The organism is Ruegeria sp. G5 (assembly GCF_056533365.1).
Window position 1 is genome coordinate 332634 of record NZ_JBQFOK010000001.1, and the last position, 21164, is coordinate 353797.

Annotated in this window: 26 protein-coding genes; 17 read left to right on the top strand and 9 right to left on the bottom strand. The window is 56.6% G+C overall.

What is annotated here, in order from left to right; all coding sequences use genetic code 11:
- Nucleotides 1-279: 279 nt before the first annotated feature.
- From ACR0BD_RS01605 to ACR0BD_RS01620, 4 genes are read left to right on the top strand one after another with little or no spacing between them, the layout of a single operon-like run.
- Nucleotides 280-735 (top strand): RidA family protein, encoded by a 456-nt coding sequence (locus ACR0BD_RS01605; RefSeq protein ID WP_480828498.1) that lies wholly within the window; start codon nt 280-282, stop codon nt 733-735.
- Entirely contained in the window at nt 732-1499 is a 768-nt protein-coding gene (locus ACR0BD_RS01610; RefSeq protein ID WP_480695655.1) for a glycerophosphodiester phosphodiesterase family protein, read from the top strand. The genes ACR0BD_RS01605 and ACR0BD_RS01610 overlap by 4 nt, the downstream gene beginning before the upstream one ends.
- A 45-nt stretch (nt 1500-1544) precedes the next feature.
- On the top strand, nt 1545-2732 hold the full coding sequence (locus ACR0BD_RS01615) for a GNAT family N-acetyltransferase (protein WP_480828499.1): 1188 nt from the start codon (nt 1545-1547) through the stop codon (nt 2730-2732).
- Nucleotides 2729-3022, top strand: coding sequence for a 4a-hydroxytetrahydrobiopterin dehydratase (locus tag ACR0BD_RS01620; RefSeq protein ID WP_480828501.1), 294 nt, complete (start codon nt 2729-2731; stop codon nt 3020-3022). Before ACR0BD_RS01615 ends, ACR0BD_RS01620 begins: the two co-directional genes overlap by 4 nt.
- Here ACR0BD_RS01620 and ACR0BD_RS01625 read toward each other — a convergent pair.
- From ACR0BD_RS01625 to ACR0BD_RS01640, 4 genes are all read right to left on the bottom strand, one after another.
- Entirely contained in the window at nt 3019-3330 is a 312-nt protein-coding gene (locus tag ACR0BD_RS01625) for a hypothetical protein (protein WP_480828502.1), read from the bottom strand. The two genes, ACR0BD_RS01620 and ACR0BD_RS01625, sit on opposite strands and share 4 nt — an antisense overlap.
- Before the next feature lie 35 nt (nt 3331-3365).
- Nucleotides 3366-3710, bottom strand: coding sequence for an EF-hand domain-containing protein (locus tag ACR0BD_RS01630; protein WP_480828503.1), 345 nt, complete (start codon nt 3708-3710; stop codon nt 3366-3368).
- Nucleotides 3711-3721: 11 nt separating this feature from the next.
- Nucleotides 3722-3967, bottom strand: a complete 246-nt coding sequence (locus tag ACR0BD_RS01635; RefSeq protein ID WP_480828504.1) for a glycine zipper 2TM domain-containing protein — start codon at nt 3965-3967, stop codon at nt 3722-3724.
- A gap of 102 nt (nt 3968-4069) precedes the next feature.
- Nucleotides 4070-4555, bottom strand: coding sequence for a redoxin family protein (locus ACR0BD_RS01640; RefSeq protein WP_480828505.1), 486 nt, complete (start codon nt 4553-4555; stop codon nt 4070-4072).
- A gap of 99 nt (nt 4556-4654) precedes the next feature.
- Between ACR0BD_RS01640 and ACR0BD_RS01645 the strand changes: the two genes are divergently transcribed.
- Genes ACR0BD_RS01645 through ACR0BD_RS01660 form a run of 4 tightly spaced genes read left to right on the top strand, consistent with a single transcriptional unit; the run spans nt 4655 to nt 7257 of the window.
- The gene (locus ACR0BD_RS01645) at nt 4655-5866 is read left to right on the top strand and encodes an NAD(P)/FAD-dependent oxidoreductase (protein WP_480828819.1); all 1212 of its coding nucleotides are present in this window, start codon (nt 4655-4657) and stop codon (nt 5864-5866) included.
- Entirely contained in the window at nt 5863-6423 is a 561-nt protein-coding gene (gene rsmD / locus ACR0BD_RS01650) for a 16S rRNA (guanine(966)-N(2))-methyltransferase RsmD (RefSeq protein WP_480828506.1), read from the top strand. The genes ACR0BD_RS01645 and rsmD overlap by 4 nt, the downstream gene beginning before the upstream one ends.
- A complete protein-coding gene (locus ACR0BD_RS01655) occupies nt 6416-7051 on the top strand; it encodes an HAD family hydrolase (RefSeq protein WP_480828507.1) in 636 nt (211 codons plus the stop codon). Before rsmD ends, ACR0BD_RS01655 begins: the two co-directional genes overlap by 8 nt.
- Before the next feature lie 26 nt (nt 7052-7077).
- The gene (locus ACR0BD_RS01660) at nt 7078-7257 is read left to right on the top strand and encodes a hypothetical protein (RefSeq protein WP_480695638.1); all 180 of its coding nucleotides are present in this window, start codon (nt 7078-7080) and stop codon (nt 7255-7257) included.
- Here the strand turns inward: ACR0BD_RS01660 and map are convergent.
- The gene (map, locus tag ACR0BD_RS01665; protein WP_480828509.1) at nt 7245-8057 is read right to left on the bottom strand and encodes a type I methionyl aminopeptidase; all 813 of its coding nucleotides are present in this window, start codon (nt 8055-8057) and stop codon (nt 7245-7247) included. The genes ACR0BD_RS01660 and map overlap by 13 nt on opposite strands.
- Nucleotides 8058-8248: 191 nt before the next feature.
- Here map and ACR0BD_RS01670 point away from each other — a divergent pair, with 191 nt between their 5' ends.
- Together ACR0BD_RS01670 and ACR0BD_RS01675 are read left to right on the top strand one after the other, a co-directional pair.
- Nucleotides 8249-9913 (top strand): tetratricopeptide repeat-containing sulfotransferase family protein, encoded by a 1665-nt coding sequence (locus ACR0BD_RS01670; RefSeq protein WP_480828511.1) that lies wholly within the window; start codon nt 8249-8251, stop codon nt 9911-9913.
- 112 nt (nt 9914-10025) lie between these two features.
- Complete coding sequence (locus ACR0BD_RS01675; RefSeq protein WP_480828512.1) at nt 10026-10391, top strand: hypothetical protein; 366 nt, start codon at nt 10026-10028, stop codon at nt 10389-10391.
- A gap of 2 nt (nt 10392-10393) precedes the next feature.
- Here ACR0BD_RS01675 and sfsA read toward each other — a convergent pair whose 3' ends face one another.
- Complete coding sequence (gene sfsA, locus ACR0BD_RS01680) at nt 10394-11095, bottom strand: DNA/RNA nuclease SfsA (protein ID WP_480828513.1); 702 nt, start codon at nt 11093-11095, stop codon at nt 10394-10396.
- 53 nt (nt 11096-11148) lie between these two features.
- Here sfsA and ACR0BD_RS01685 point away from each other — a divergent pair, with 53 nt between their 5' ends.
- Genes ACR0BD_RS01685 through ACR0BD_RS01700 form a run of 4 tightly spaced genes read left to right on the top strand, consistent with a single transcriptional unit; the run spans nt 11149 to nt 14062 of the window.
- Nucleotides 11149-11871 (top strand): competence/damage-inducible protein A, encoded by a 723-nt coding sequence (locus ACR0BD_RS01685; RefSeq protein ID WP_480828514.1) that lies wholly within the window; start codon nt 11149-11151, stop codon nt 11869-11871.
- On the top strand, nt 11868-12575 hold the full coding sequence (locus tag ACR0BD_RS01690) for a GNAT family N-acetyltransferase (protein WP_480828516.1): 708 nt from the start codon (nt 11868-11870) through the stop codon (nt 12573-12575). The genes ACR0BD_RS01685 and ACR0BD_RS01690 overlap by 4 nt, the downstream gene beginning before the upstream one ends.
- A gap of 15 nt (nt 12576-12590) precedes the next feature.
- A complete protein-coding gene (locus ACR0BD_RS01695; RefSeq protein WP_480828518.1) occupies nt 12591-13163 on the top strand; it encodes a peroxidase-related enzyme in 573 nt (190 codons plus the stop codon).
- A 29-nt stretch (nt 13164-13192) separates the two neighbouring features.
- Entirely contained in the window at nt 13193-14062 is an 870-nt protein-coding gene (locus tag ACR0BD_RS01700) for an OmpA family protein (RefSeq protein ID WP_480828519.1), read from the top strand.
- A 4-nt stretch (nt 14063-14066) separates the two neighbouring features.
- Here the strand turns inward: ACR0BD_RS01700 and ACR0BD_RS01705 are convergent, their stop codons facing one another.
- A complete protein-coding gene (locus ACR0BD_RS01705; RefSeq protein ID WP_480695620.1) occupies nt 14067-15029 on the bottom strand; it encodes a sodium-dependent bicarbonate transport family permease in 963 nt (320 codons plus the stop codon).
- A gap of 98 nt (nt 15030-15127) precedes the next feature.
- On the opposite strand from ACR0BD_RS01705, the gene ACR0BD_RS01710 reads away from it, so the two are divergent.
- Nucleotides 15128-16045 (top strand): hydrogen peroxide-inducible genes activator, encoded by a 918-nt coding sequence (locus ACR0BD_RS01710; protein ID WP_480695618.1) that lies wholly within the window; start codon nt 15128-15130, stop codon nt 16043-16045.
- Nucleotides 16046-16096: 51 nt separating this feature from the next.
- Here ACR0BD_RS01710 and ACR0BD_RS01715 read toward each other — a convergent pair whose 3' ends face one another.
- Together ACR0BD_RS01715 and ACR0BD_RS01720 are read right to left on the bottom strand one after the other, a co-directional pair.
- Nucleotides 16097-17002, bottom strand: coding sequence for a LysR family transcriptional regulator (locus ACR0BD_RS01715; protein ID WP_480695616.1), 906 nt, complete (start codon nt 17000-17002; stop codon nt 16097-16099).
- Between the two features lie 467 nt (nt 17003-17469).
- Nucleotides 17470-19497, bottom strand: coding sequence for an FAD-dependent oxidoreductase (locus ACR0BD_RS01720; RefSeq protein WP_480828522.1), 2028 nt, complete (start codon nt 19495-19497; stop codon nt 17470-17472).
- Between the two features lie 138 nt (nt 19498-19635).
- Between ACR0BD_RS01720 and ACR0BD_RS01725 the strand changes: the two genes are divergently transcribed.
- Together ACR0BD_RS01725 and ACR0BD_RS01730 are read left to right on the top strand one after the other, a co-directional pair.
- Complete coding sequence (locus tag ACR0BD_RS01725) at nt 19636-20121, top strand: RNA pyrophosphohydrolase (RefSeq protein ID WP_480828524.1); 486 nt, start codon at nt 19636-19638, stop codon at nt 20119-20121.
- Between the two features lie 79 nt (nt 20122-20200).
- Entirely contained in the window at nt 20201-21151 is a 951-nt protein-coding gene (locus ACR0BD_RS01730; RefSeq protein ID WP_480828525.1) for a glycosyltransferase family 2 protein, read from the top strand.
- Nucleotides 21152-21164: the final 13 nt, after the last annotated feature.

A 21164-nucleotide genomic window follows, 5' to 3' on the forward strand; every position in this document is an offset into this window, starting at 1 on the left:
ACGCGTCGGGATCAAAAGCTTCCCAACGTAAAATAAATACTGTTTCGGGCCGGTTTTCGGCTCAATCTGATGTCACATATGTGTTTCATAAATACATTGAAACAGCCAGCGTGTAACCTGCGCAAAAGGTCAACGTAAAGTGACACAAGTTCAACAGTCCAGAATAAGTGAAGTTATGCTTACTGCGCAGGCAATCCTAAAACTGCCGGTTTCCCGCTTTCCCAGTCGTGCGATCCCGGTTAGCGTCCGACCGAGTCGAATTATGGTGAGGACCAACTCATGAGCATCGCAGCGAAACTGGAAAGCCTTGGCATCACATTGCCCGACGCCCCCGCGCCTGCGGCGAATTACGTGCCTTTCGTGCGTATTGGCAATATTGTTTACGTCTCGGGCCAGATTTCCAAGGATGATAACCTGATCACCGGAAAACTGGGCGATGACTTGGACGTGGACGCCGGGGCTGCTGCGGCAAAAGTCTGTGCGATCAACCTGTTGGCGCAGGTTAAAGCAGCGTGTGGCGGGGATATCGAGAAACTGGTACGCGTCATCAAATTGACGGGTTTCGTGAATTCCACCGCCGATTTCACCGCCCAACCGCAGGTGATCAACGGCGCGTCGGATTTCCTTGTCGAGGTGCTGGGCGATGCTGGCCGTCACTCAAGATCGGCCGTTAGTGCTGCGTCATTGCCATTGGGCGTCGCGGTTGAGATCGAAGGTATTTTCGAGGTCGCATGACACCCTCATTGCCACCGGCCTTTCTGGACGTGCCAATTGCGCATCGCGCGCTTCACGACCTGTCAGACAACCGCCCGGAAAACAGCCGGGCGGCCATTCGTGCAGCGATCGAGGCGGGTTACGGGATCGAGATTGATCTGCAACTGACATCCGATGACAGGGCCGTGGTCTTTCATGATTACGACATGGGTCGCCTGACAGGCCAATCAGGGCCGATCCGCCAGATAACGGCGGCGCAGGCATCTGATTTGACCTTGTTGCACGGTGAAGACGGCGTTCCAACACTGGAAGAAGTGGTCGCCATGGTGGCAGGTCGCGTGCCCCTGCTGATCGAGCTTAAAGATCAGGACGGTGCCATGGGGCCCGATGTCGGGCCGCTCGAACGTGACACGGTGCAGGCTTTGGATGGGTATGACGGGCCCGTGGCGGTCATGTCCTTCAATCCAAACTCGGTGGCTGAACTGGCGCGCATTGCGCCGCACTTGCCACGCGGCCTAACGACCTGTGCCTACAAGCCCAAGGTTGAACTTCTGCCACAAGATGTCTGCGATCATCTGCGCGACATTCCTGATTATGATCGGGTCGGTGCCAGTTTTATCAGCCACGAAGCCGCTGATCTTTCCCGCCCCCGCGTGGCTGAATTGAAAGCACAGGGTGTTCCCATTCTGTGTTGGACCATCCGGTCGCCTGAACAAGAGGCAGAGGCCCGCACGGTTGCCGACAATGTGACCTTTGAAGGGTATTTGGCCGCGCATTCGGGTTGAACCCGGTCCTGTACGTCACAGATAGTAAAAGGACGCGGAGGGCACATGGATCAGGCGCAAATCGAGGTTCGGGTACTTGGATCGCTCTCGCAGATTTCTGCGGCGGAATGGGATAGTTGCGCCTGTCCCGAGGCCGCAGATGGCGGACGCCCACTGGATCCATTTACCACGCATCGTTTCTTGCTGGCGCTCGAGGAAAGTGGCTCTGTCGGGCAGCGCACGGGATGGCAGCCGCAATACCTGACAGCCTATCTTGATGGAATGCTCATCGGTGCTGCGCCGATGTACGCCAAATCGCATAGTCAGGGCGAATATATCTTTGACCACAACTGGGCGCATGCCTACGAGAACGCCGGCGGCCACTATTATCCCAAGTTGCAGATCGCTGTACCGTTTACACCTGCCACAGGCAGACGTTTTCTGGTGCGCCCGGGATATGAGGGCGTGGGCCTGTCGGCGCTGGTGCAAGGCGCGGTGCAGTTGGCTGCAGACAATCAGGTGTCCTCAATCCACGCGACCTTCTGTACCGAAGACGAGGCCGAAGCAGGTCAGGAAATGGGCCTGATGGTGCGCCACTCGCAACAGTTTCACTGGTTGAACGATGAATACACGGATTTTGACGGCTTCCTTGCTGCGTTATCGTCCCGCAAACGCAAGAATATCCGCAAAGAGCGCAAGCAAGCCTGCGAGTTCGGTGGAGAAATCCGAACCCTGACCGGCGCCGACCTGAGATCCGAGCACTGGGATGCGTTCTGGCGGTTCTATCAGGATACGGGTTCGCGGAAATGGGGTGTGCCATACCTGACCCGGCAATTCTTTGACATCGCACATGAAACCATGGCGGATGACATGGCACTTGTTCTAGCCGAGCGTGATGGCTACCCGATCGCCGGGGCGCTGAATTTCATAGGGCGCGAAACGCTTTATGGCCGGTATTGGGGCTGTATCGAACATCATGCATGCCTGCACTTCGAACTGTGCTATTATAGGGCGATCGACTTTGCGATCGCCCAAGGCCACAAGCGGGTCGAGGCTGGCGCGCAGGGGGAACATAAACTTGCGCGCGGCTACTTGCCCACACGGACGCACAGCCTGCATTGGGTCAATGACCCGGGCTTTTCTGATGCGATCCGCAAATATCTGAAGGCCGAAGCACAGGCGATCGGCGACGAGATCGAAATCCTGACGGATTACGGCCCGTTCAGGAAAGCGAACCCGGAGGAACAGCAATGACCGAACTACTGTCGACCGAGACCCGCGGCCCCCTGCTGAACCCGCTGTTCGAAAACGGCTGGACCATGGTCGAGGGTCGGGATGCAATTACCAAGAGTTTTGTTTTCAAGGATTTCGTCCATGCTTTTGGCTGGATGACACAAGTGGCGATCTTTGCCGAGAAATGGAACCATCATCCCGAATGGTTCAACGTATACCGTACGGTCGAGGTCACCCTGTCGACCCACGATGTTGGGGGGCTTTCAGCGCTGGACGCCAAGCTGGCGCGCAAAATGGATAGTCTGGCCTAGCGCCGATCCATATCCGACCCGAAGCCACCCGCCAGGCTTGCGATCTGCCCCAGTTGCTTGAATTCAGCCGGAGTGACCGTTCCGTTGCTGACGTTAATATTGCTTGGAATTCGGGTGGCCCGGTTTCCGACCATTCGTACGGATCGCGCCGCCGGGTCGATATCCAGACACCGCGTTTCATAGCAGGTCAAACCACTTGTGTTGATCTGTATGCGCGGCTGGCCATCTGGCCCCGTAACGATTGGGGCTTGTGGTACATCACAGGCTGCAATCAGGGCCACGACACCCAGAGAAATCCATTTGTTCATCTCGAACTCCTGACTCTTGAGGCAGGTGGCCGGATTCAGTCCAACTGACCGTTGCCGTCTTGATCGGCGGACTCGAAATCTTGGTTCATCTGCAAATCATATTCATCTTTTGAAATAAGGTTGTCTTTGTTGCGGTCAAGTTGCTGAAACTGCTTGATATCCAGAAACGGCTTGGCTTCTTCCAACCCCAATGTCCCGTTCTTGTCTTCGTCCATTGCCTGATACGCATAATCGGAAAAGGCATTGAACTCATCTTTGGACAGAAAGCCGTCATTGTTTGCATCTATGGCCTTCAGTTCATTCTCATGCAGTTCCGCAACGGTTTCAGCAATAGCTCCGCTGGAAAGCGTAATGAAGGCCAACGTCAAAATGTTTCTCATGTTTGCCCCTTTCAACACGCGAATTTCTGCCCTTCGATCCCGCCAACCGCAGCACCTGCTGCTGTCAGGATCGTCTTACCGGAGCCACCACCAAACTGGTTGCCGATCACGCCGCCCAGCAATGCACCGCCTACTGTGCCGCTAAGACAGGCAATCTCATGCTGTCGTGCCGCCTGTTGTTGAGGGGTTGGAGCTGGACCGCACGCGGCCAACGCGCCGGCTGCGCCCAGAGCAAGGTAAATAACCTTTAGGTTCATGAAAAACTCCCTGACGAATACAGGTTAAGTATTCGCGCATCAGGGCAGAGGATCAAGTTAATTAGGATACCGGCCCCGGCACCGCCGGGGCCAGGTTTTGGCTTAGATAACTTCCAGCAATCCCTCGCCGGCCGAGATTTCGCAGGCGCCGGGGCTTTCTTCGAGGTTCAAGGCGACAACCTTGCCGTCTTCGACAAGCATCGCATAGCGTTTCGAACGCGCGATCAGACCAACTGGCGGCGCATCAAAGTCCATACCGATGGCCTTGGTGAATTCCGACGCCGCATCAGCCATCATGGTCAGGCCGGCTTCGGTCGCGCCGGTGGCCTCACCCCATGCGCTCATAACAAAGGGGTCGTTCACGGAAATGCAGATGATCTCATCCACGCCCTTGGCGTCGAACTGATCCTTGGTCCGCACAAAGCTGGGCACGTGGGCTGAATGACAGGTCGGGGTAAACGCACCCGGTACGGCGAAAATTACGACTTTTCGGCCACTTGTCTTATCTGAAATCCGAACTTCTTCGGGGCCTTCCGCGCCCATCTGGGTCAGCGTGGCGTCGGGCAGCGTGTCACCTGTTGAAATCATTTTTGTGCTCCTGTCGTTTGGATTTGCAGAGTCGGGCTTTGCCGCAATATAGGGGAGCCAGAGGAAGTGACCACGGTAATTCGACTGAGCGAGGAAATGATGAGCCATATTGTCGTGATTGGGGCTGGGCAGGCGGGTGCTTCGCTTGTCGCGCGACTGCGCAAGGATGGGTTTGACGGTGACATCACCCTGATCGGTGCCGAGCCGCATTTGCCCTATCAGCGCCCACCGTTGTCCAAAGCGTATCTGCTGGGCGAGATGGAGCTGGAACGCCTGTTCCTGCGACCCGAGAGCTTTTATGCCGAGAACAATATCACCCTGCGGCTTGGGCAACGCGTGACCGGTATTGATCCGCAGGCCAAGACCGTGTCGCTGGGCGATGAGGTCATTTCGTATGACGAGCTTGCCCTGACCACAGGGTCTGATCCGCGCCGTCTGCCTGCTGCGATCGGCGGCGATCTTGCGGGTGTGCATGTGGTGCGTGATCTGGCCCATATCGACGAGATGGAGCCGCGCGTGAAAGACGGTGCGCGGGCCTTGATCGTCGGTGGCGGTTATATCGGGTTGGAGGCTGCGGCCGTCTGCGCCAAGCGCGGGGTCAAGGTGACCTTGGTCGAGATGGCTGACCGCATTCTGCAACGCGTCGCTGCGGCTGAGACCAGTGATTATTTCCGCGCGCTGCATTCCGAATACGGCGCAGATATCCGCGAGGGGGTTGGGCTGGACCGTCTTGTGGGGGAAAACGGCAGGGTTACAGGTGCAGTTCTGACCGATGGCACCGAACTGGACGTGGATTTCGTCGTCGTCGGCGTCGGTATTGCCCCGGCAACGGCGTTGGCAGAAATGGCTGGTCTTGAGCTTGAAAACGGCATCAAGACCGATGCACATGGCCGCACCTCTGACGCGTCGATCTGGGCGGCGGGGGACTGCGCCTCTTTCCCTCATGCTGGGGGCCGCATTCGACTGGAAAGTGTGCCGAACGCCATTGATCAGGCCGAGATCGTCGCCCAGAACATGTTGGGCGCGGCCAAGGATTACACGGCGACGCCGTGGTTCTGGTCGGATCAGTATGACATCAAACTGCAGATCGCTGGATTGAATACCGGTTACGATCGCGTTGTGACCCGTAAGGGCGAGGGCTCGACCGTGTCCTTTTGGTACTACAAGGGTGATCAGTTGATTGCGGTGGATGCGATGAACGACCCGCGCGCCTACATGGTTGGTAAACGGCTGATCGACGCGGGCAGAACTGCGGATCCTGCTATTGTGGCAGACCCCGCCGCGGATCTGAAACCGCTTCTCAAAGCGTGAGGATCATCGCCGGACAGTACCGGGGCCGTGCTTTGGCCTCGGTCGGCAAGGGTGACGCAGGGGCGCATTTGCGCCCCACGACAGACCGGGTGCGCGAGAGTCTGTTCAACGTACTGAACCATCAGATCGACTTTGACGGACTGCGTGTTTTGGATCTGTTTGCAGGCACCGGAGCCCTGGGTCTTGAAGCTCTTTCACGCGGCGCGGCGCATGTTACATTTGTTGACGATGGTCGCGTGGCACAGGGATTGATCCGCAAGAATATCGAACTGACCCAAAGTCGCGACTATACGGATCTGATCCGTCGCGATGCCACTCGTTTGGCAGAGAATCCTGACGACCCTTACGATTTGGTTTTCCTCGATCCGCCATATGGCAAATCTCTTGGCCAAAAGGCGCTTGCCAACTTGACGCAAGGCTGGTTGTCGGATGGTGCGCTGATTGTCTGGGAAGAAAGCGCACCGATGCAAGCGCCCGAAGGTTTCAGCGTGCATGACAGCCGCAAGTACGGCGATACGCATATCACGCTGATTTGGAAGGATGATGCGAATGCATGACCTGGTGATCTTTGATTGCGACGGCGTTCTGGTCGACAGCGAGCCGATATCCAATCAAGTCTTGGTCGACAGCCTGTCGCGCTATGGTCTGCCGCTAACGGAGGAAGAGTGCTTGTCGCTGTTCGTGGGCACCACCATGACAAAGGCACAAGACGTGGCGCAAGATATGGGAGCGGTGTTGCCGGCGAATTGGATCGAAGAGGTCTACGCCGATACCTATGCCCGTTTACGCCAAGGTGTTTCGTTGATTGAGGGCGTGGCCGAAGTGCTGGACCGGTTGGATGAGAAGGCCATACCGTTCTGCGTCGCATCCAACGGGCGGGTGGACAAAATGAAAATCACGCTGGGTCAAAACGGTTTGTGGGATCGGTTCGCGGATGTCATGTTCTCGGCTCATGACATTGGTGTCGGCAAACCCGATCCGACGATGTTCCGTTTGGCAGCACAACACTTCAACGCCAAATCTCCGGTCGTCATAGAGGACAGTGTCGCCGGGGTTACTGCGGCTTTGCGGGCGAATATGCGCTGTCTTGGTTACGCTGCGCATGACGATGGTGACGAATTGGCCGCCTTAGGGGCCGAGGTATTCACGCGCATGTCACAAGTGCCCGAGCTTTTGGGACTCTGACGACCGATCGTGCTATGGTCGTATTCATGGACCGTGCACTTACCCCGCCCCTGTGGGCATTTTCAAAAGACACCGAAGCTGCCACCGGACCCGAGCGCAAGCCAACGCGCGCGCCGGTTTTCATCCATGACGCGATCACGCCATGGGGTTCTGAGACGCTGTTGCTGAAACTGATGAGAGATCAGGCCACAGATCAGGACGAATAGGTCGGATGGAACCTGTCACCTGGTGACAGGGTGAAAATCTCAACCCCATTTGCGGTCACACCGACCGAGTGTTCGAACTGTGCCGACAGGGACTTGTCACGTGTTACCGCGGTCCAGTCATCTGCCAGCGTCTTGGTCTCGGGTCGGCCAAGGTTCACCATGGGTTCGATGGTAAAGAACATGCCTTCTTCCAGCACGGCACCTGTACCCGGGCGGCCATAGTGCAAAACGTTTGGCGGCGCATGGAAGACACGACCCAAGCCGTGCCCGCAGAAGTCCCGGACGACGCTCATCCTGTGAGCCTCGACATAGGCTTGAATCGCGTGGCCGATATCGCCGAACGTGTTGCCGGGTTTGACCATTTCGATGCCTTTGAACAGGGCGTCGTGCGTGACCTGAATCAACCGTTCCGCCTTGCGTGGCAGCTTGCCCGCTACATACATGCGTGACGTGTCGCCGAACCAGCCATCCACGATGACCGTGACGTCGATGTTCAGGATATCGCCATCCTTCAGCTTTTTGTCGCCGGGAATGCCGTGGCAGACCACATGGTTCACACTGATGCAACTGGCGTGCTGGTAGCCTTTGTAGCCAATAGTGGCCGAGGTTGCGCCTGCGTCTTCGACCATCCGGGTGATGATCCCGTCAATTGCACCGGTGGTCTGACCGGGAAAAACGTGTTCGGCAATGTCATCCAGAATCCGCGCGGCCAAGGCCCCTGCCGCTTGCATTCCGGCAAAGTCACCTTGCTCATAGATGCGTATACCGTCCTTGGTCAGGCGGCCACGATGTTCTTTCATCGGTGCGAGGCTCCAAATGTTTCGCGCAGCATTCTATTTACGCTGCTTGTGCAGAAAGTTCCAGAGGGCGTGCGGTCGCATCATGGTGAAACTATGTGCACATCATTTTCGCAGGTGGACCAAGGCGGCACAATGAACTAGCACAAGGCAAGTCCTACCCGCATGCTAAAACCACTAAAAAGGGTGCGCCAATGCAAAAAGCCGACCAGCTTCGGGCCGAAATTGCCAGCATTACAGACCTGCTCAAGAAGGGACGGCCAGAGCGTGCACTTAAACGAGCAAGCAAAGCCGCCAAAAAGTGGCCAAAGGTAGCTGCGTTACCGAGGTTGGCAGGCTTGTGCGCTGTTCAGCAGCAGAACCCCAAGCTCGCTCAACCTTATTTCGAACAGGCTTTGAAGCTGGACCCCGGTAATCCGGAATTGATCCAGAACTACGGTCTAAGTCTTGTCCAGGCGGGCGATGCCGAGGCGGCTTCGAGGTTTATCGCCAAAATCGCGTCCAAGGGGCCGTTGACGCCGACGCAGCACTATATCCACGCGATGGCTTTGCTGCGGGAACGTCGTTTGGATAAGGCGCTGGGCGCGGTTGATCAGGTGACACAACACGAGCCGCGCAATTTGGCGGCTGTCTGTCTAAAGGCCGATATTCTGGACGAGATGCATCGTTGGGACGACGCGATCGCTGTGTTGCAGGACTTGGTCGTTCAGCATCCACGTTTTCCTTACGGCCAACTTAGACTGGCCAAAGGCTTGTCAGGGCTGGGACGTATAGATGAGGCTTTGGAGCATGCACGCGCAGCGCTCAAGCTGGCTCCTACCCATGCCGAGACGCTGCATTTCATGACGACGCTTCCCAACCTGACGCCAGATGATGCAGCGGCACTTCGGACCCGCGTTGATACGGCCGTCGCGAACCTGCCGACGAATAACAGCCAAGAAGACGCGGTGGTTCATTTCGCGGGCGCAAAACTGGCCTTTCTTGACAAAGACACGGCGCAAGAGATGGAACATCTGACGAAAGCGCATTTGTTGATGGCAAACGGCCTTGAAAAAATGGAAAACGATAAGGCAAAAGAGGCCCGCAAACTATTGGCGGCACCACTTCCGGCCAAGACAGAGGGCGCAAACCCAAAAATTCCTCGCCCAATCTTTGTAGTCGGGTTGCCAAGGTCCGGCACAACGCTGGTCGAGCGTATCTTGTCCTCTCATTCAGGCGTCCATGGCTTTGGAGAGCTGGCGACTGTTCAACACTGGGTCAGAAAGAATAAGGTCGACGCCGCTGATAAGTGGGATATGGGCGATCTTGCGGACTTCTACGTGGACAAGCTACCGGGCTATGATGTTGAACCGGTTGCCTTTGTGGACAAGATGCCCGGAAACTACGCCTATCTGGGGGCCATCGCGCAAGCCTTTCCAAATGCTATCATTCTGAATGTTCGGCGGGACCCAAGGGACATCGCCTTGTCGATGTGGCGCGAGTACTTTGGCGCCAGGGGCATGTATTTTTCACATAACTTCAAGTGGATGGCGGCTGAGGCCAACCGCTATCAAAGATACATGCAGCATTGGCATCAGGTTTTGCCGGGTCGTATTCACGATATTGGCTACGAAGAGCTTGTCAGTAATTTCCCCGATGCGGTGCGTTCACTGGCGCAACTGTGCGATCTGGAATTTGAAGAGGACATGCTGACACCACAGAAAACCCAGGACGCTGTGAGAACGGCCAGTAGCTTACAGGTTCGCAAGCCGGTCAGTACGTCATCGGTCGGGCGGTGGAAGGCGGTCGAAGACCATCTTGCGCCGTTTATCAAGTCGCTTGACACTACGCTGTGGCCGGACCTTGAACCCAAGACGTAAGATCTGACTGTTTATTGCTGGGTCAGAGTATCGTGACTCGGTTTTAGTACCCATGCCGACGGTTACCGTGCTTGGGTGGTTTGTGAATTTAGTGCGGACGCATGTGGAAGCGATGAAATTATGGGTGGTGATCTTTCTTTTTGCGGCCCTTGCAGGCTGCCGCGAAGATGTGACCATGCTGTCTGGATCTGAAATCGCGGCACTGCTGACGGAAGATCGGAAAATTTCATTCAAAAGGCTGCACTATAGCGGTACCGCCACGTTGCGCGCTGACAAAACGTTTAAGGCGTTGGTTCCGCGCGTTGGGCAGGACACGGGCATTTGGTGGGTGGAAGACAACAAAATCTGCAGCCGTTGGCAGGACTTCCGGCAGGGTCGTATGCTTTGCGCGCAGGTTGGGCGTTTACCCGATGGAACCTACAGGGGCCTGTTTGCGAACTCGGGCGCCTTTTTAGGGGATTTCCGGATCGTGCCGTAATCTCAGACGATCTGCCAGCGCTTTGCGGGATCGACCCAGACACCCTCGGGTGTGATCTTTGTTCCAACGATCAAACGCTCAACACCTGTCGCCGCAGAGAACGCCGCCGCGTATTTGGGATCGATATCCGCCGCCAGTGTAAACTGATCGCAATCGGTGCGTTGAACCAGATACAGCATGATCGCCCTGTGCCCTTCTGCTGACATAGCCGCAAGTTCCGTCAGGTGTTTGGCACCACGTGCGGTGACGCTGTCGGGGAACTCGGCCAAACCGGATTGGCGCGATAGTGTCACGCTTTTGACTTCGACATAGGCGTCAGGCAGGCCGGGTTGGGTCAGAAGGAAGTCAATTCGGCTGTTTTCGCCATATTTGACTTCGGGACGCACAGTTTCATAGGCGGCCAGCTCAGGAATTGCTTGCGTTTTAAGCGCGGCGCGCAGGGCTTTGTTGGGAACCGAAGTGTCGACGCCTGTGAAATGCCCGTTTTCATGATCGACCAACCGCCAGCCGAATTTCAGCTTTTTCTTTGGGTCGTCGTTGGGTTCCAGCCAGATTTTCTGGTCAGGTTCTGCCAAACCCTTCATTGACCCTGGGTTGGCGCAATGCGCGGTAACTTCACGCCCGTCCTCCAGCCTGCAATCGGCAAGAAAGCGTTTATAACGTCGGATCAGGCGGGCGGGGACAAGAGGGGTTTCAAAGCGCATATGTCACGGCCTATACCTGCCTCAAGGGTCGATCAAGAGGAGGGCACTTCGACATGTCCAATCCAACTGCTGCAATGCTTGTGATCGGGGATGAAATCCTGTCTGGCCGAACGCGCGACGCGAATATGCATTTCCTTGCCGGAGAGCTGACGAAACAGGGGATTGACCTGAAAGAGGTCCGCGTCGTCAGCGATGATGCAGCCGCAATAGAAGCCGCTGTGCGCGCATTGTCTGAGGCGCATGACCATGTATTCACCAGTGGCGGTATCGGACCCACACATGATGACATCACGGCCGACTGCATCGCGCGCGCGTTTGACAGACCGATAGATATTCGCGCGGACGCACGCGCGCTTCTCGAAGCGCATTATGAAAAATCCGGGCTCGAACTGAACGCGGCCCGTTTGCGTATGGCGCGTATCCCGGATGGTGCAACGCTCATTGACAATCCGGTTTCGACGGCACCGGGGTTCACGATTGAAAACGTGCATGTCATGGCAGGTGTGCCGTCTGTCTTTCAGGCAATGGTGGCCAGCGTGCTGCCCGGGCTGACCGGAGGCCGTCCGCTTTTGTCGCAGACGCTGCGGGTGGATCGGGGGGAAGGCGATATTGCAGGCCCGCTTGCCGCTCTGGCCGCTGATTTTCCGGATCTGGCGATTGGCAGCTATCCGTTCCAGGTGAATGGCGTCTTTGGTGCCAATGTGGTTGTGCGTGGCACGGATGGCGCGCGTGTCGACGTCGCTGTCACCCGTTTGGCAAAAGAGTTCGCGCTTTGACGGATTGGCCCGGTGTTGTGGACGGAACATGGCCGGCTGCGCGATATCAAAAGCTAGGCCCCTTCCAACTGCGTGAAGGGCAGGGCGGCGGCTCGCGTGTTTCCGCGACAAGTGCCTTTGAGCCCGCGACCGAGGCCCAGATTGATGCTGCGGAAGAGGCTATGCTGGCTATGGGCCAAAAGCGCATTTTTTGCATCTGGCCGGGAAATGAGACGCTGGACAGGCAACTTGCGGGTCGAGGGTATTCGGTTCTGGACCCCGTGAATATTTACAGATGCTCGGTCTCTCATCTGACTGACGTGCCAATTCCGCGGGTGACGGTTTTCACCATATGGGACCCTTTGGCCGTGATGAACGAAATCTGGGCCAAGGGCGGCATCGGGACGGCGCGGCTTGCCGTTATGGAACGTGCGCAAGGGCCGAAAACCGGGCTTTTGCTGCGCCGCGTCGATCAGCCTGCGGGGACGGCCTTTGTGGCTATGCAAGGCAAAATCGCTATGGTGCACGCGCTTGAGGTTCTATCCAACCACCGCAGACATGGTTTGGGTCAATGGGCCATGCGGGCGGCCGCGTTTTGGGCGCAGGAACAGGGGGCACATACACTCAGCGTGATCTGCACCAAGGCCAATGCAAGGGCGAATGCACTTTACGCAAAGCTTGGGATGGAGCTTGCCGGAGAATATCATTACCGTCAGCTTGTGTAAGGAGAAAAGCCTGACGTGACCGATCACACCTTGCCGACTGCATTGAACCTGCCCATGGTCGATCCGCTGCCGACTGAGACGCAGCGGTACTTTGATATCTGCGTCGAAAAACTGGGCTTTGTTCCCAATGTTCTGCGTGCATATGCCTTTGACATCGACAAGCTGAACGCATTCACCGGCATGTATAACGATCTGATGCTGGCCGAAAGCGGGTTATCCAAGCTCGAGCGTGAGATGATCGCCGTTGTTGTGTCTGCAATTAACAAGTGTTTCTATTGCCTTGTGTCCCACGGAGCAGCCGTCCGACAATTGTCCGGTGATCCGCAATTGGGTGAGATGTTGATGATGAATTACCGGGTAGCACCCTTAAGCCAACGACAACGTGCGATGCTGGATTTTGCTGTGAAAATGACCACATCCAGCGCCGAGATTGATGAGACCGACCGGCAACATTTGCGCGACGCAGGATTCTCGGATCGCGATATCTGGGACATCGCCAATGTGACCGGTTTCTTCAACATGTCGAACAGGGTCGCCAGCGCCACGGCGATGGCCCCGAACGAAGATTACCACGCGCAGGCCCGATGATCTGCCGGGTCGCCCTAATACTTGCCGTCATGGCCGGACCCTTGGTTGCCCAAGAAGTCGCGATGCCTTCCGGCTCGCGCTTAGTCAGTGATCGGGCCAGTCCTTTTGACAGCTATTACATGCCAACCGGCCCATTCTCCGGTGGCACGGTGCCGACGCAACGCGTCGAAGGGCAGGTCGAGCGGCTGACATGGCGCTTGCAGTCCGGGTCAAGCACCACATTGCAACTGCTGTCGCCACTGCGTGACCAGATCGAGGCGCAGGGGTTTGACGTTCTTTTCGAATGCAATGCTGATACCTGTGGCGGGTTTGATTTCCGCTTTAATACCGAGGTTGTGCCCACCCCGGATATGTATGTTTCCATTCAGGATTACCGCTTTTTGTCCGCAACACGCGGACAAGAAGCCCTGAGCCTTTTGGTGAGCCGCAACCCGCCGGACGGCTATGTTCAGATGATCCGCGTTACGCCGGTGGATGCGCCGCCCCCCCCACCTCTTGTCGTCGAAGAGACGATTACGCAGGCTGGGGGTTTGCTGGCTGATCTGGAAGAGAACGGCCATGTCATTCTGGCCGACCTGCATTTTCGCACCGGCGAGATAACTCTGGGTGAAGGCCCGTTTTCCTCGTTGGGTCTGATCGCGGGCTATATGTCAGAAAACCCGGATGTCCGGTTGGCGCTTGTGGGGAACACGGACGACACGGGCGCGCTTGAGGCGAATATTTCGGTCAGCACAGGACGTGCCCAGGCAGTACGTGTCCGGTTGATCGAAAATTATGGGATAGCTGGTGATCGGCTCGAGGCGCGGGGGATCGGATATCTGGCCCCGATGACGTCGAACGCAACCCCCGAAGGCCGCGAGCAAAACCGCCGGGTCGAGGCGGTTTTGCTGTTAAACTAATCGCCTACATAACCCACCACAGGTACACAGGCAGTCCAACCGTGATGTTGAACGGAAAGGAAACGCCCAGAGACAGGGTCAGATAGATTCCGGATTCGGCCTTGGGCAGCGCAATTTTCATTGCGGCAGGTACCGCGATGTATGAGGCCGATGCGGACAGAACCATAAACAGGAACAAGCTTCCTTCAGACAGTCCGATCAAGGCACCCACGACCCAGGCCATCAGCGCTCCGATCAGGGGCATCAGTACACCAAAGGCAAACAACCCCACCGACAGCTTGTCCCGGTTCTTGATCAGGCTTCGACCCGCCGACAGGCCCATATCCAGCAGAAACAGGCACAGAATCCCGGTGAATGGCGTGACAATGAAGGGCGCGATCATCTGCATACCCTCGCCGCCGGTAATGGCGCCGATCAGAAAGGCTCCGGTCAGCAATACGATTGACCCATTGGCCAGCAGATCCCGCCAGAGTTTGTCGTCCTTTACACCGTTTCCGCCCGACCTGTGGGCCAGCCAGAGCGCGGACAGGATGGCAGGCACCTCCATCGCGGCGGCTACGGCCACCATGAAACCGTCATGGCTGAGGCCGACTAGATCCAAAAGACTGGTCGCGGTCACAAACGTTACGATCGAAATCGACCCATAGTGTCCTGCGACCGCCGCCGCGTTCAAAGCATCCAGGCGGGTCATCGCCCTCAGCAAACCGAACGCCACAAACGGAATGGCAAACGAGAGCGCAACACCCCCCAGCAATGTCAAAAACAGGTCCAGATGAACCCCATGCTCGGCCAGGTTGCTACCGCCTTTGAACCCGATCGCCAGCAATAGGTACAGCGACATGAATTTGGCTGCGCCTTCTGGAATGGACAGATCGCTTCGCACAAATGCGGCCAGCAACCCGAGGGCAAAAAAGAGGATCGTCGGCACCAACAAATTGCTGGAGAGGGTTTCGATTACGCTGGGCATATTTAGGCTCCTGTCCCGGTCTTTTGGGGCTGTTGCCTTGCAGAAAAGATTTATCCCAATATTATCTTTCTAAATTTAACATAGTTTAAGGCTATTAAATGCGACCAACCCTGCGCCAGTTGGAATATATTGTGATGGTAAGCCGACTGGGTCGCTTTGGGCTGGCCGCTGAGGTCCTCAATGTCAGCCAGCCCAGCTTGTCGGCCCAAATTGCGACGGTAGAACAAGAGCTTGGGCTGCGGATATTCGACCGAAACCGCGGTGGAGTTCAGGTAACGGCAAAGGGGGAAGAGTTCATTTCCCGCGCCCAGAAGATCCTCGCGGACGTTCAGGATCTGCGCCACGCCGTCACCAGCGATACTCCGGTTGGGGGACGACTACGGCTGGGCGTGTTGCCATCAATTGGTCCGTACCTGTTGCCGCAAGTCATCAAAAGGGTGCACCAGGATCGTCCAGGGCTGCGTATCGTCGTACGCGAGGAAAACACCCGCGATCTTGAGCAGGGCCTGAAAACAGGGCGGTTCGACATGATCATTTCCACCCCCGAAGATCATCCCAACACGGTTCAACAGCGACTGTTCAATGAAACCTTATGGATTGGTGTTGCGGTCGACGATATTCTGGCGCGCGACCTTCACGGTGTCACGGCCGAGGATTTGCGCGACCGGCTGATCCTGACGCTGGACCAAAGTCACCGTTTGTCTCGTATCGTCTATGCTTTGGCAGCCGAATGCGGAGGGGTGGTTTCAGATGAATATGAGGGCACGACACTGGATTCGATCGTGTTGATGGCCGCGTCGGGGGTTGGTGCTGCGGTTCTGCCCGATTTGTATGCCCGGCGTCAGGGGATATATCGTGACGAAGTTCGTTTGCGTCCGTTAGCAATTCCCAATGCCAACCGCGACATTGCCCTGCTGTCGCGCAGCGGCGAGCGTAATTTGCCCGGCCAGAATATTCTGACAGAGTCGCTGCGTACCGTGGCACGTGGTATGGGGCTGAGGGTTCTGAGCGATTGAAAAAAAAGACCCGCACAGATGCGCGGGCCGTCTAGTTTCACCGGGGAGAAATTACCAATCCATCGGTCCCTTGTCTTTGAAGGACTCGACCAGAAAATCAATGAATGCGCGTACTTTGGGCTGGGTAAAGCGGCCGGGCGGATAGACCGCAAAGACACCCTGCACTTCATCCGGTAGTGACGGCATCGCGTCCAAAACCTGTCCGGATTTCAAAGCGTTGGCATATAGATAGCTTGGGAGATGCGCGATCCCAAGACCCGAGATCGCAGCGTTCAGCAAGGACTGCCCGTCATTCACGCTTAGCCAACCTGCAGTGCGGACCTGACGTTTTTCACCCGAAGGTGCGGTCAGTTTCCACACGTTGCCCGATGACTGGCTGGAATAGTGCAGCAACTTGTGTTCGTTCAGGTCGTCGATCTTTTGCGGACGGCCATATTTTTCAACATAGCTGGGTGCGGCGACCATGCGTTTAACGGTTTCCGTCAGCTTGCGGGCGCGCAGGGTGCTGTCTTCAAGCTCACCAATGCGCACGGCCACGTCAAAACCCTCTGAAATCAGCTCCACATAGCGGTTGTTAAGAACCATGTTCACGGTGATGTCCGGGTAGGCCGACAGAAACTCTGACAGGACCGGAGACAGGTGATTCACACCAAAATCGGTCGCAACGCTGATCCGCAACAGCCCGGATGGGGCGGATTGCATCGATGTTACCAAAGCGTCTGCTTCACCCGCGTCATTCAAGACGCGACGGGCGCGATCATAATAGGCCAAGCCGATCTCGGTCGGCGAAACACGCCGTGTGGTGCGGTTCAGCAGGCGGGCGCCCAAGCGGGCCTCCAAGCTCGATACGTGCTTTGACACGGCCGATTTGGATATGCCCATCTTTTTCGCCGCGTCGGTGAAGCCGCCCTGGTCCACCACATTGGCAAAGGCTTCCATTTCGGTCAGTCTGTCCATCCTCGTTCCCCAGGTCTTTTCGTTTGCACCAACCTGGCGGGCAATCTGGGCGGAAACAGGGCAGAGTCGGGATAATATCAGGGATTTAAAAGGGATCGTTTAAGGATGGGAAACGCGGAAACGGTGGTTTCCTAAATCGCCACAAACCCAGTATTCACTGGCTTTTGTGGGCCTTAGCCCGATTATGCCAAAATGAGAATGGCAATTTTGTGGCCATCGAGAAGGTTTTGGGCCCCATTTTCACCACCTCGATCCTGACTTTTTCTATCCCATTGGAATGAGCTGATCGCGAAACCAAAAATAGCCCGACTGGAAGCGTCTATGTTGAGAGACTTTTGGATGCAAATACCACGCATGCACCGATGACAGCGGTGTACCTGCAAAGAAAAAGGGGATGGCACCCACAGGGCTCCATTGAGAGAAATGGGGGCACCACCATCCTTTGATTTTTGATCCCGGCGTTATTCTTAAAAACTTGCGGCCAACCGGGTGCCTTGATTAATTGCCCGTTTCGCGTCCAACTCGGCGGCTACGTCTGCTCCTCCGATCACATGCGGTGTGAGTCCGCGTTCGATCAGGATATCTGCGAGGCTACGGTCCGAGACCTGTCCCGAGCACAGAATGATTGTGTCCACGGCAATCACGGTCGGGTCGGCGCGTTCTTCGCCAAAGGTGACGTGCAGCCCGTCATCATCGATACGTTCGTAATTCACACCACCGACGAAATTCACATTCTTCATCTTCAGCGTTGCGCGGTGGATCCAGCCCGTCGTCTTACCCAGCCCTTTGCCGTGTGCCTGTTTCTTGCGTTGCAACAACGTGACCTGCCGTGCAGGCGCGGCGGGTTGCGGCCCTTCGGGTGCGAGGCCCGAGCGGTGTTCAGCCGGATCTGTCACGCCCCATTCCTTCATCCACGCAGGAAGATCCGTGGTGACACTGTGGCCGTCTTCCAGCAGAAATTCGGAAACGTCAAAGCCAATACCGCCTGCACCAATAACGGCGACAGATTTACCGACATCCGCCTTGCCCCGCAGGACGTCAATATATGTGAGGACGTTATCGCGATCCTGTCCCGGTATCTGCGGATCGCGCGGTGTGACGCCTGTTGCGATGACAATCTCATCGTAGCCAGACAGATCGTCGGCGGTGACCTCGCGGCTTAGTTCAACCTTTACGTTCAGCTCGTCCAGCATCGTGCGGTACCAGTCGACCAGCCCCCAGAACTCTTCTTTGCCGGGCACCTGTTTGGCCATGTTCAGTTGACCACCAATTTCGGTGGCTCGGTCGAACAGGGTGACATTATGACCGCGCTGGGCTGCGGTCATCGCAGTGGACAGGCCTGCCGGGCCAGCGCCGACAATGGCGACTGTCTTGGGCGTCTGGGCATCTTCAATGACCAGTTCGGTTTCGTGGCAGGCACGCGGGTTCACAAGGCACGAGGTGAGCTTGCCGCCAAACGTGTGGTCAAGACAGGCCTGATTGCATGCTATGCACGGCGCGATTTGTGCGGCGTCACCGGCGATCGCCTTATTGACGAAATCCGCGTCCGCCAACATTGGGCGTGCCAATGAGACCATGTCTGCACAACCCGTTGAAAGTACCTCTTCGGCGACTTCGGGCGTGTTGATGCGGTTTGATGTAATGACGGGGATCGAAACTTTGCCCATCAGCTTTTTGGTGACCCAGGCAAAAGCAGCGCGGGGTACGCTGGTGGCGATTGTGGGAATCCGGGCCTCATGCCAGCCAATACCTGTGTTGATGATTGTAGCACCGGCCTTTTCAATCTGCTGCGCCAGCTCAACCACCTCATCATGGGTCGAGCCGTTGGGTACCAGATCGATCATCGACAAGCGGTAAATGATGATGAAATCTGTTCCGACGGCTTCGCGCGTCCGTCGCACAACCTCGATCGGCAGGCGCATTCGGTTTTCATATGACCCGCCCCAACGGTCTTCGCGCTTGTTGGTATGGGTCACCAGGAACTGGTTCAGGAAATACCCTTCGGATCCCATGATCTCGACCCCGTCGTAACCGGCTTTCTGGGCCAGAACAGCGGCGTTGACGATGTCGCTGATTTGCTTTTCGATCCCGTCTTCATCCAGTTCATTCGGCGGAAAGGGTGAGATCGGAGATTTGACCGGGCTGGGCGCCACGCATTTCGGGCCATAAGAATAGCGGCCCGCGTGCAAGATCTGCATCGCGATCTTACCGCCAGCCTGATGGACCCGGTCTGTCACGATCGAATGGTTCGCAACGTCCTTGTCTGTGGTCATCATTGCGGCTCCGGGCAGGACGGAACCTTCAAGGTTCGGGCCGATCCCACCGGTTACCATCAGGGCAACACCACCACGCGCCCGGTCAGCGTAGAACTCGGCCACCCGGTTCCAGTCGCCGGTTTCCTCGAGGCCGGTGTGCATCGAACCCATCAGCACGCGGTTTTTCAGCGTGGTAAAGCCCAGGTCCAGCGGGGCCAGCATGTTTGGGTACGCAGTCATGGTGAACTCTCCCTCAGGAATATTGCCCGTTAGATTGACGTTCGCGTCATCTTTGTCACGTGAAACCTAACGTCACCCCCTATGCGGGCGTTGCGGCTGTTGATACAGAGTTTTCGTAGCACATTTATGAGGCCGCGCATGACCCCCGACGAAATTGCCAAACTGCCCTACCGGCCCTGTGTTGGGCTCATGCTGATGAATGCCCAGGGCAAGATCTTTGTCGGGCAGCGGAACGACCGTCACAAAGACGCCTGGCAAATGCCGCAGGGCGGTGTGGACAAGGGCGAAGACCCACGTGATGCGGCCCTGCGCGAGCTATGGGAAGAGACGGGTGTCACGGCCGATCTGGTCGAGATCATCGCCGAAACCGAGGGCTGGTTGCCCTATGACCTGCCGCACGACATCGTGCCCAAGATCTGGAAAGGCCGGTATCGCGGGCAGGAACAAAAGTGGTTTCTGATGCGATTTACGGGCCGCGACGAGCAGATCAATATCGAAACGCATCACCCCGAGTTCACGCAGTGGAAATGGCAGGAGCCTGCGAATCTGGTCAATGAAATCGTGCCGTTCAAACGCGCGGTTTACGTCAGCGTGCTCAGCGCGTTTGCTGCGCATCTGGAATGAAAGTTCGGCAACGCCCCATGTGTGATTTAGTTCCATATCCGAATGAATTCAGTCTTAGCGAGGTGAGCAGGGTCGCGTTGTGAGAACTGCCGTTGTCTCATGCATGAAGAACGAAGGGCCGTTCGTTCTGGAATGGGTGGCCTATCACAAGGCCATCGGTTTTGACGATGTCTACGTCGTGACCAATGATTGCACGGACGGGACGGACCAGATCCTTGAGCGGTTGCAATCATTGGGTGTTGTTCGTCATTTCGATCAGTCCGTGCCCGAAGGCGAAAGCCCGCAGGTGAACGGATTGAAAGCGGTTATGGGCCTGCCCCAAATGGCGGACACCGATTGGTTGTTGCATGTTGATGCGGATGAATTCCTGAGGGTTTCCGCAGGCGACGGTCGGGTCGGCGATTTGCTGGATGTGTGCGGGCATGCAGATAACATTGCGCTGATGTGGCGGCCCTTTGGCAATTCCGGCCAAAGGTTTTGGCGCGGTGGCAGTGTATTGCGCAGTTTCCTGCGCTGCCAGGCGCGGCCCCGGCGGCCTAACTCTGGTCACAAATCCATGTTCCGGCCATCGAAGTTCACCTTCGCAATAGACCACATGCCGAAAATCCCGCGTGACCCAAAAATCCTTTGCGTGAATTCCAAAGGGGAAGAGATCAGCAATGCTGCGGTCAAGTCACCCGGACGTGCACGATATATTCTGTCAAACGACAAGCTGACCTGGGATGTGGCTTGTATTCACCATTATGCGATCCGTTCGCTGGATGTATTTCTGATGAAAAATGACCGCGGCGACGGCATGGGGCACAGCCATCAGAAATATTACATCAACTCGACCTTTTTCCGACGCCATAACGGGAATGACAGCCGGGACACTGGCATTCTTGACCATATCGACGCGGTTGAGGGCTTGTTGTCGGATTGGTTGCAGGACCCCGTCCTTCGCGAACTCGAGCAAAACGCGTTACGTCTGTTTCAGGACAGAAGAGACAGGTTTCTGACCTCCGAACGCATTGCCAAGCTGACGATGTAACACCGAAACCTGA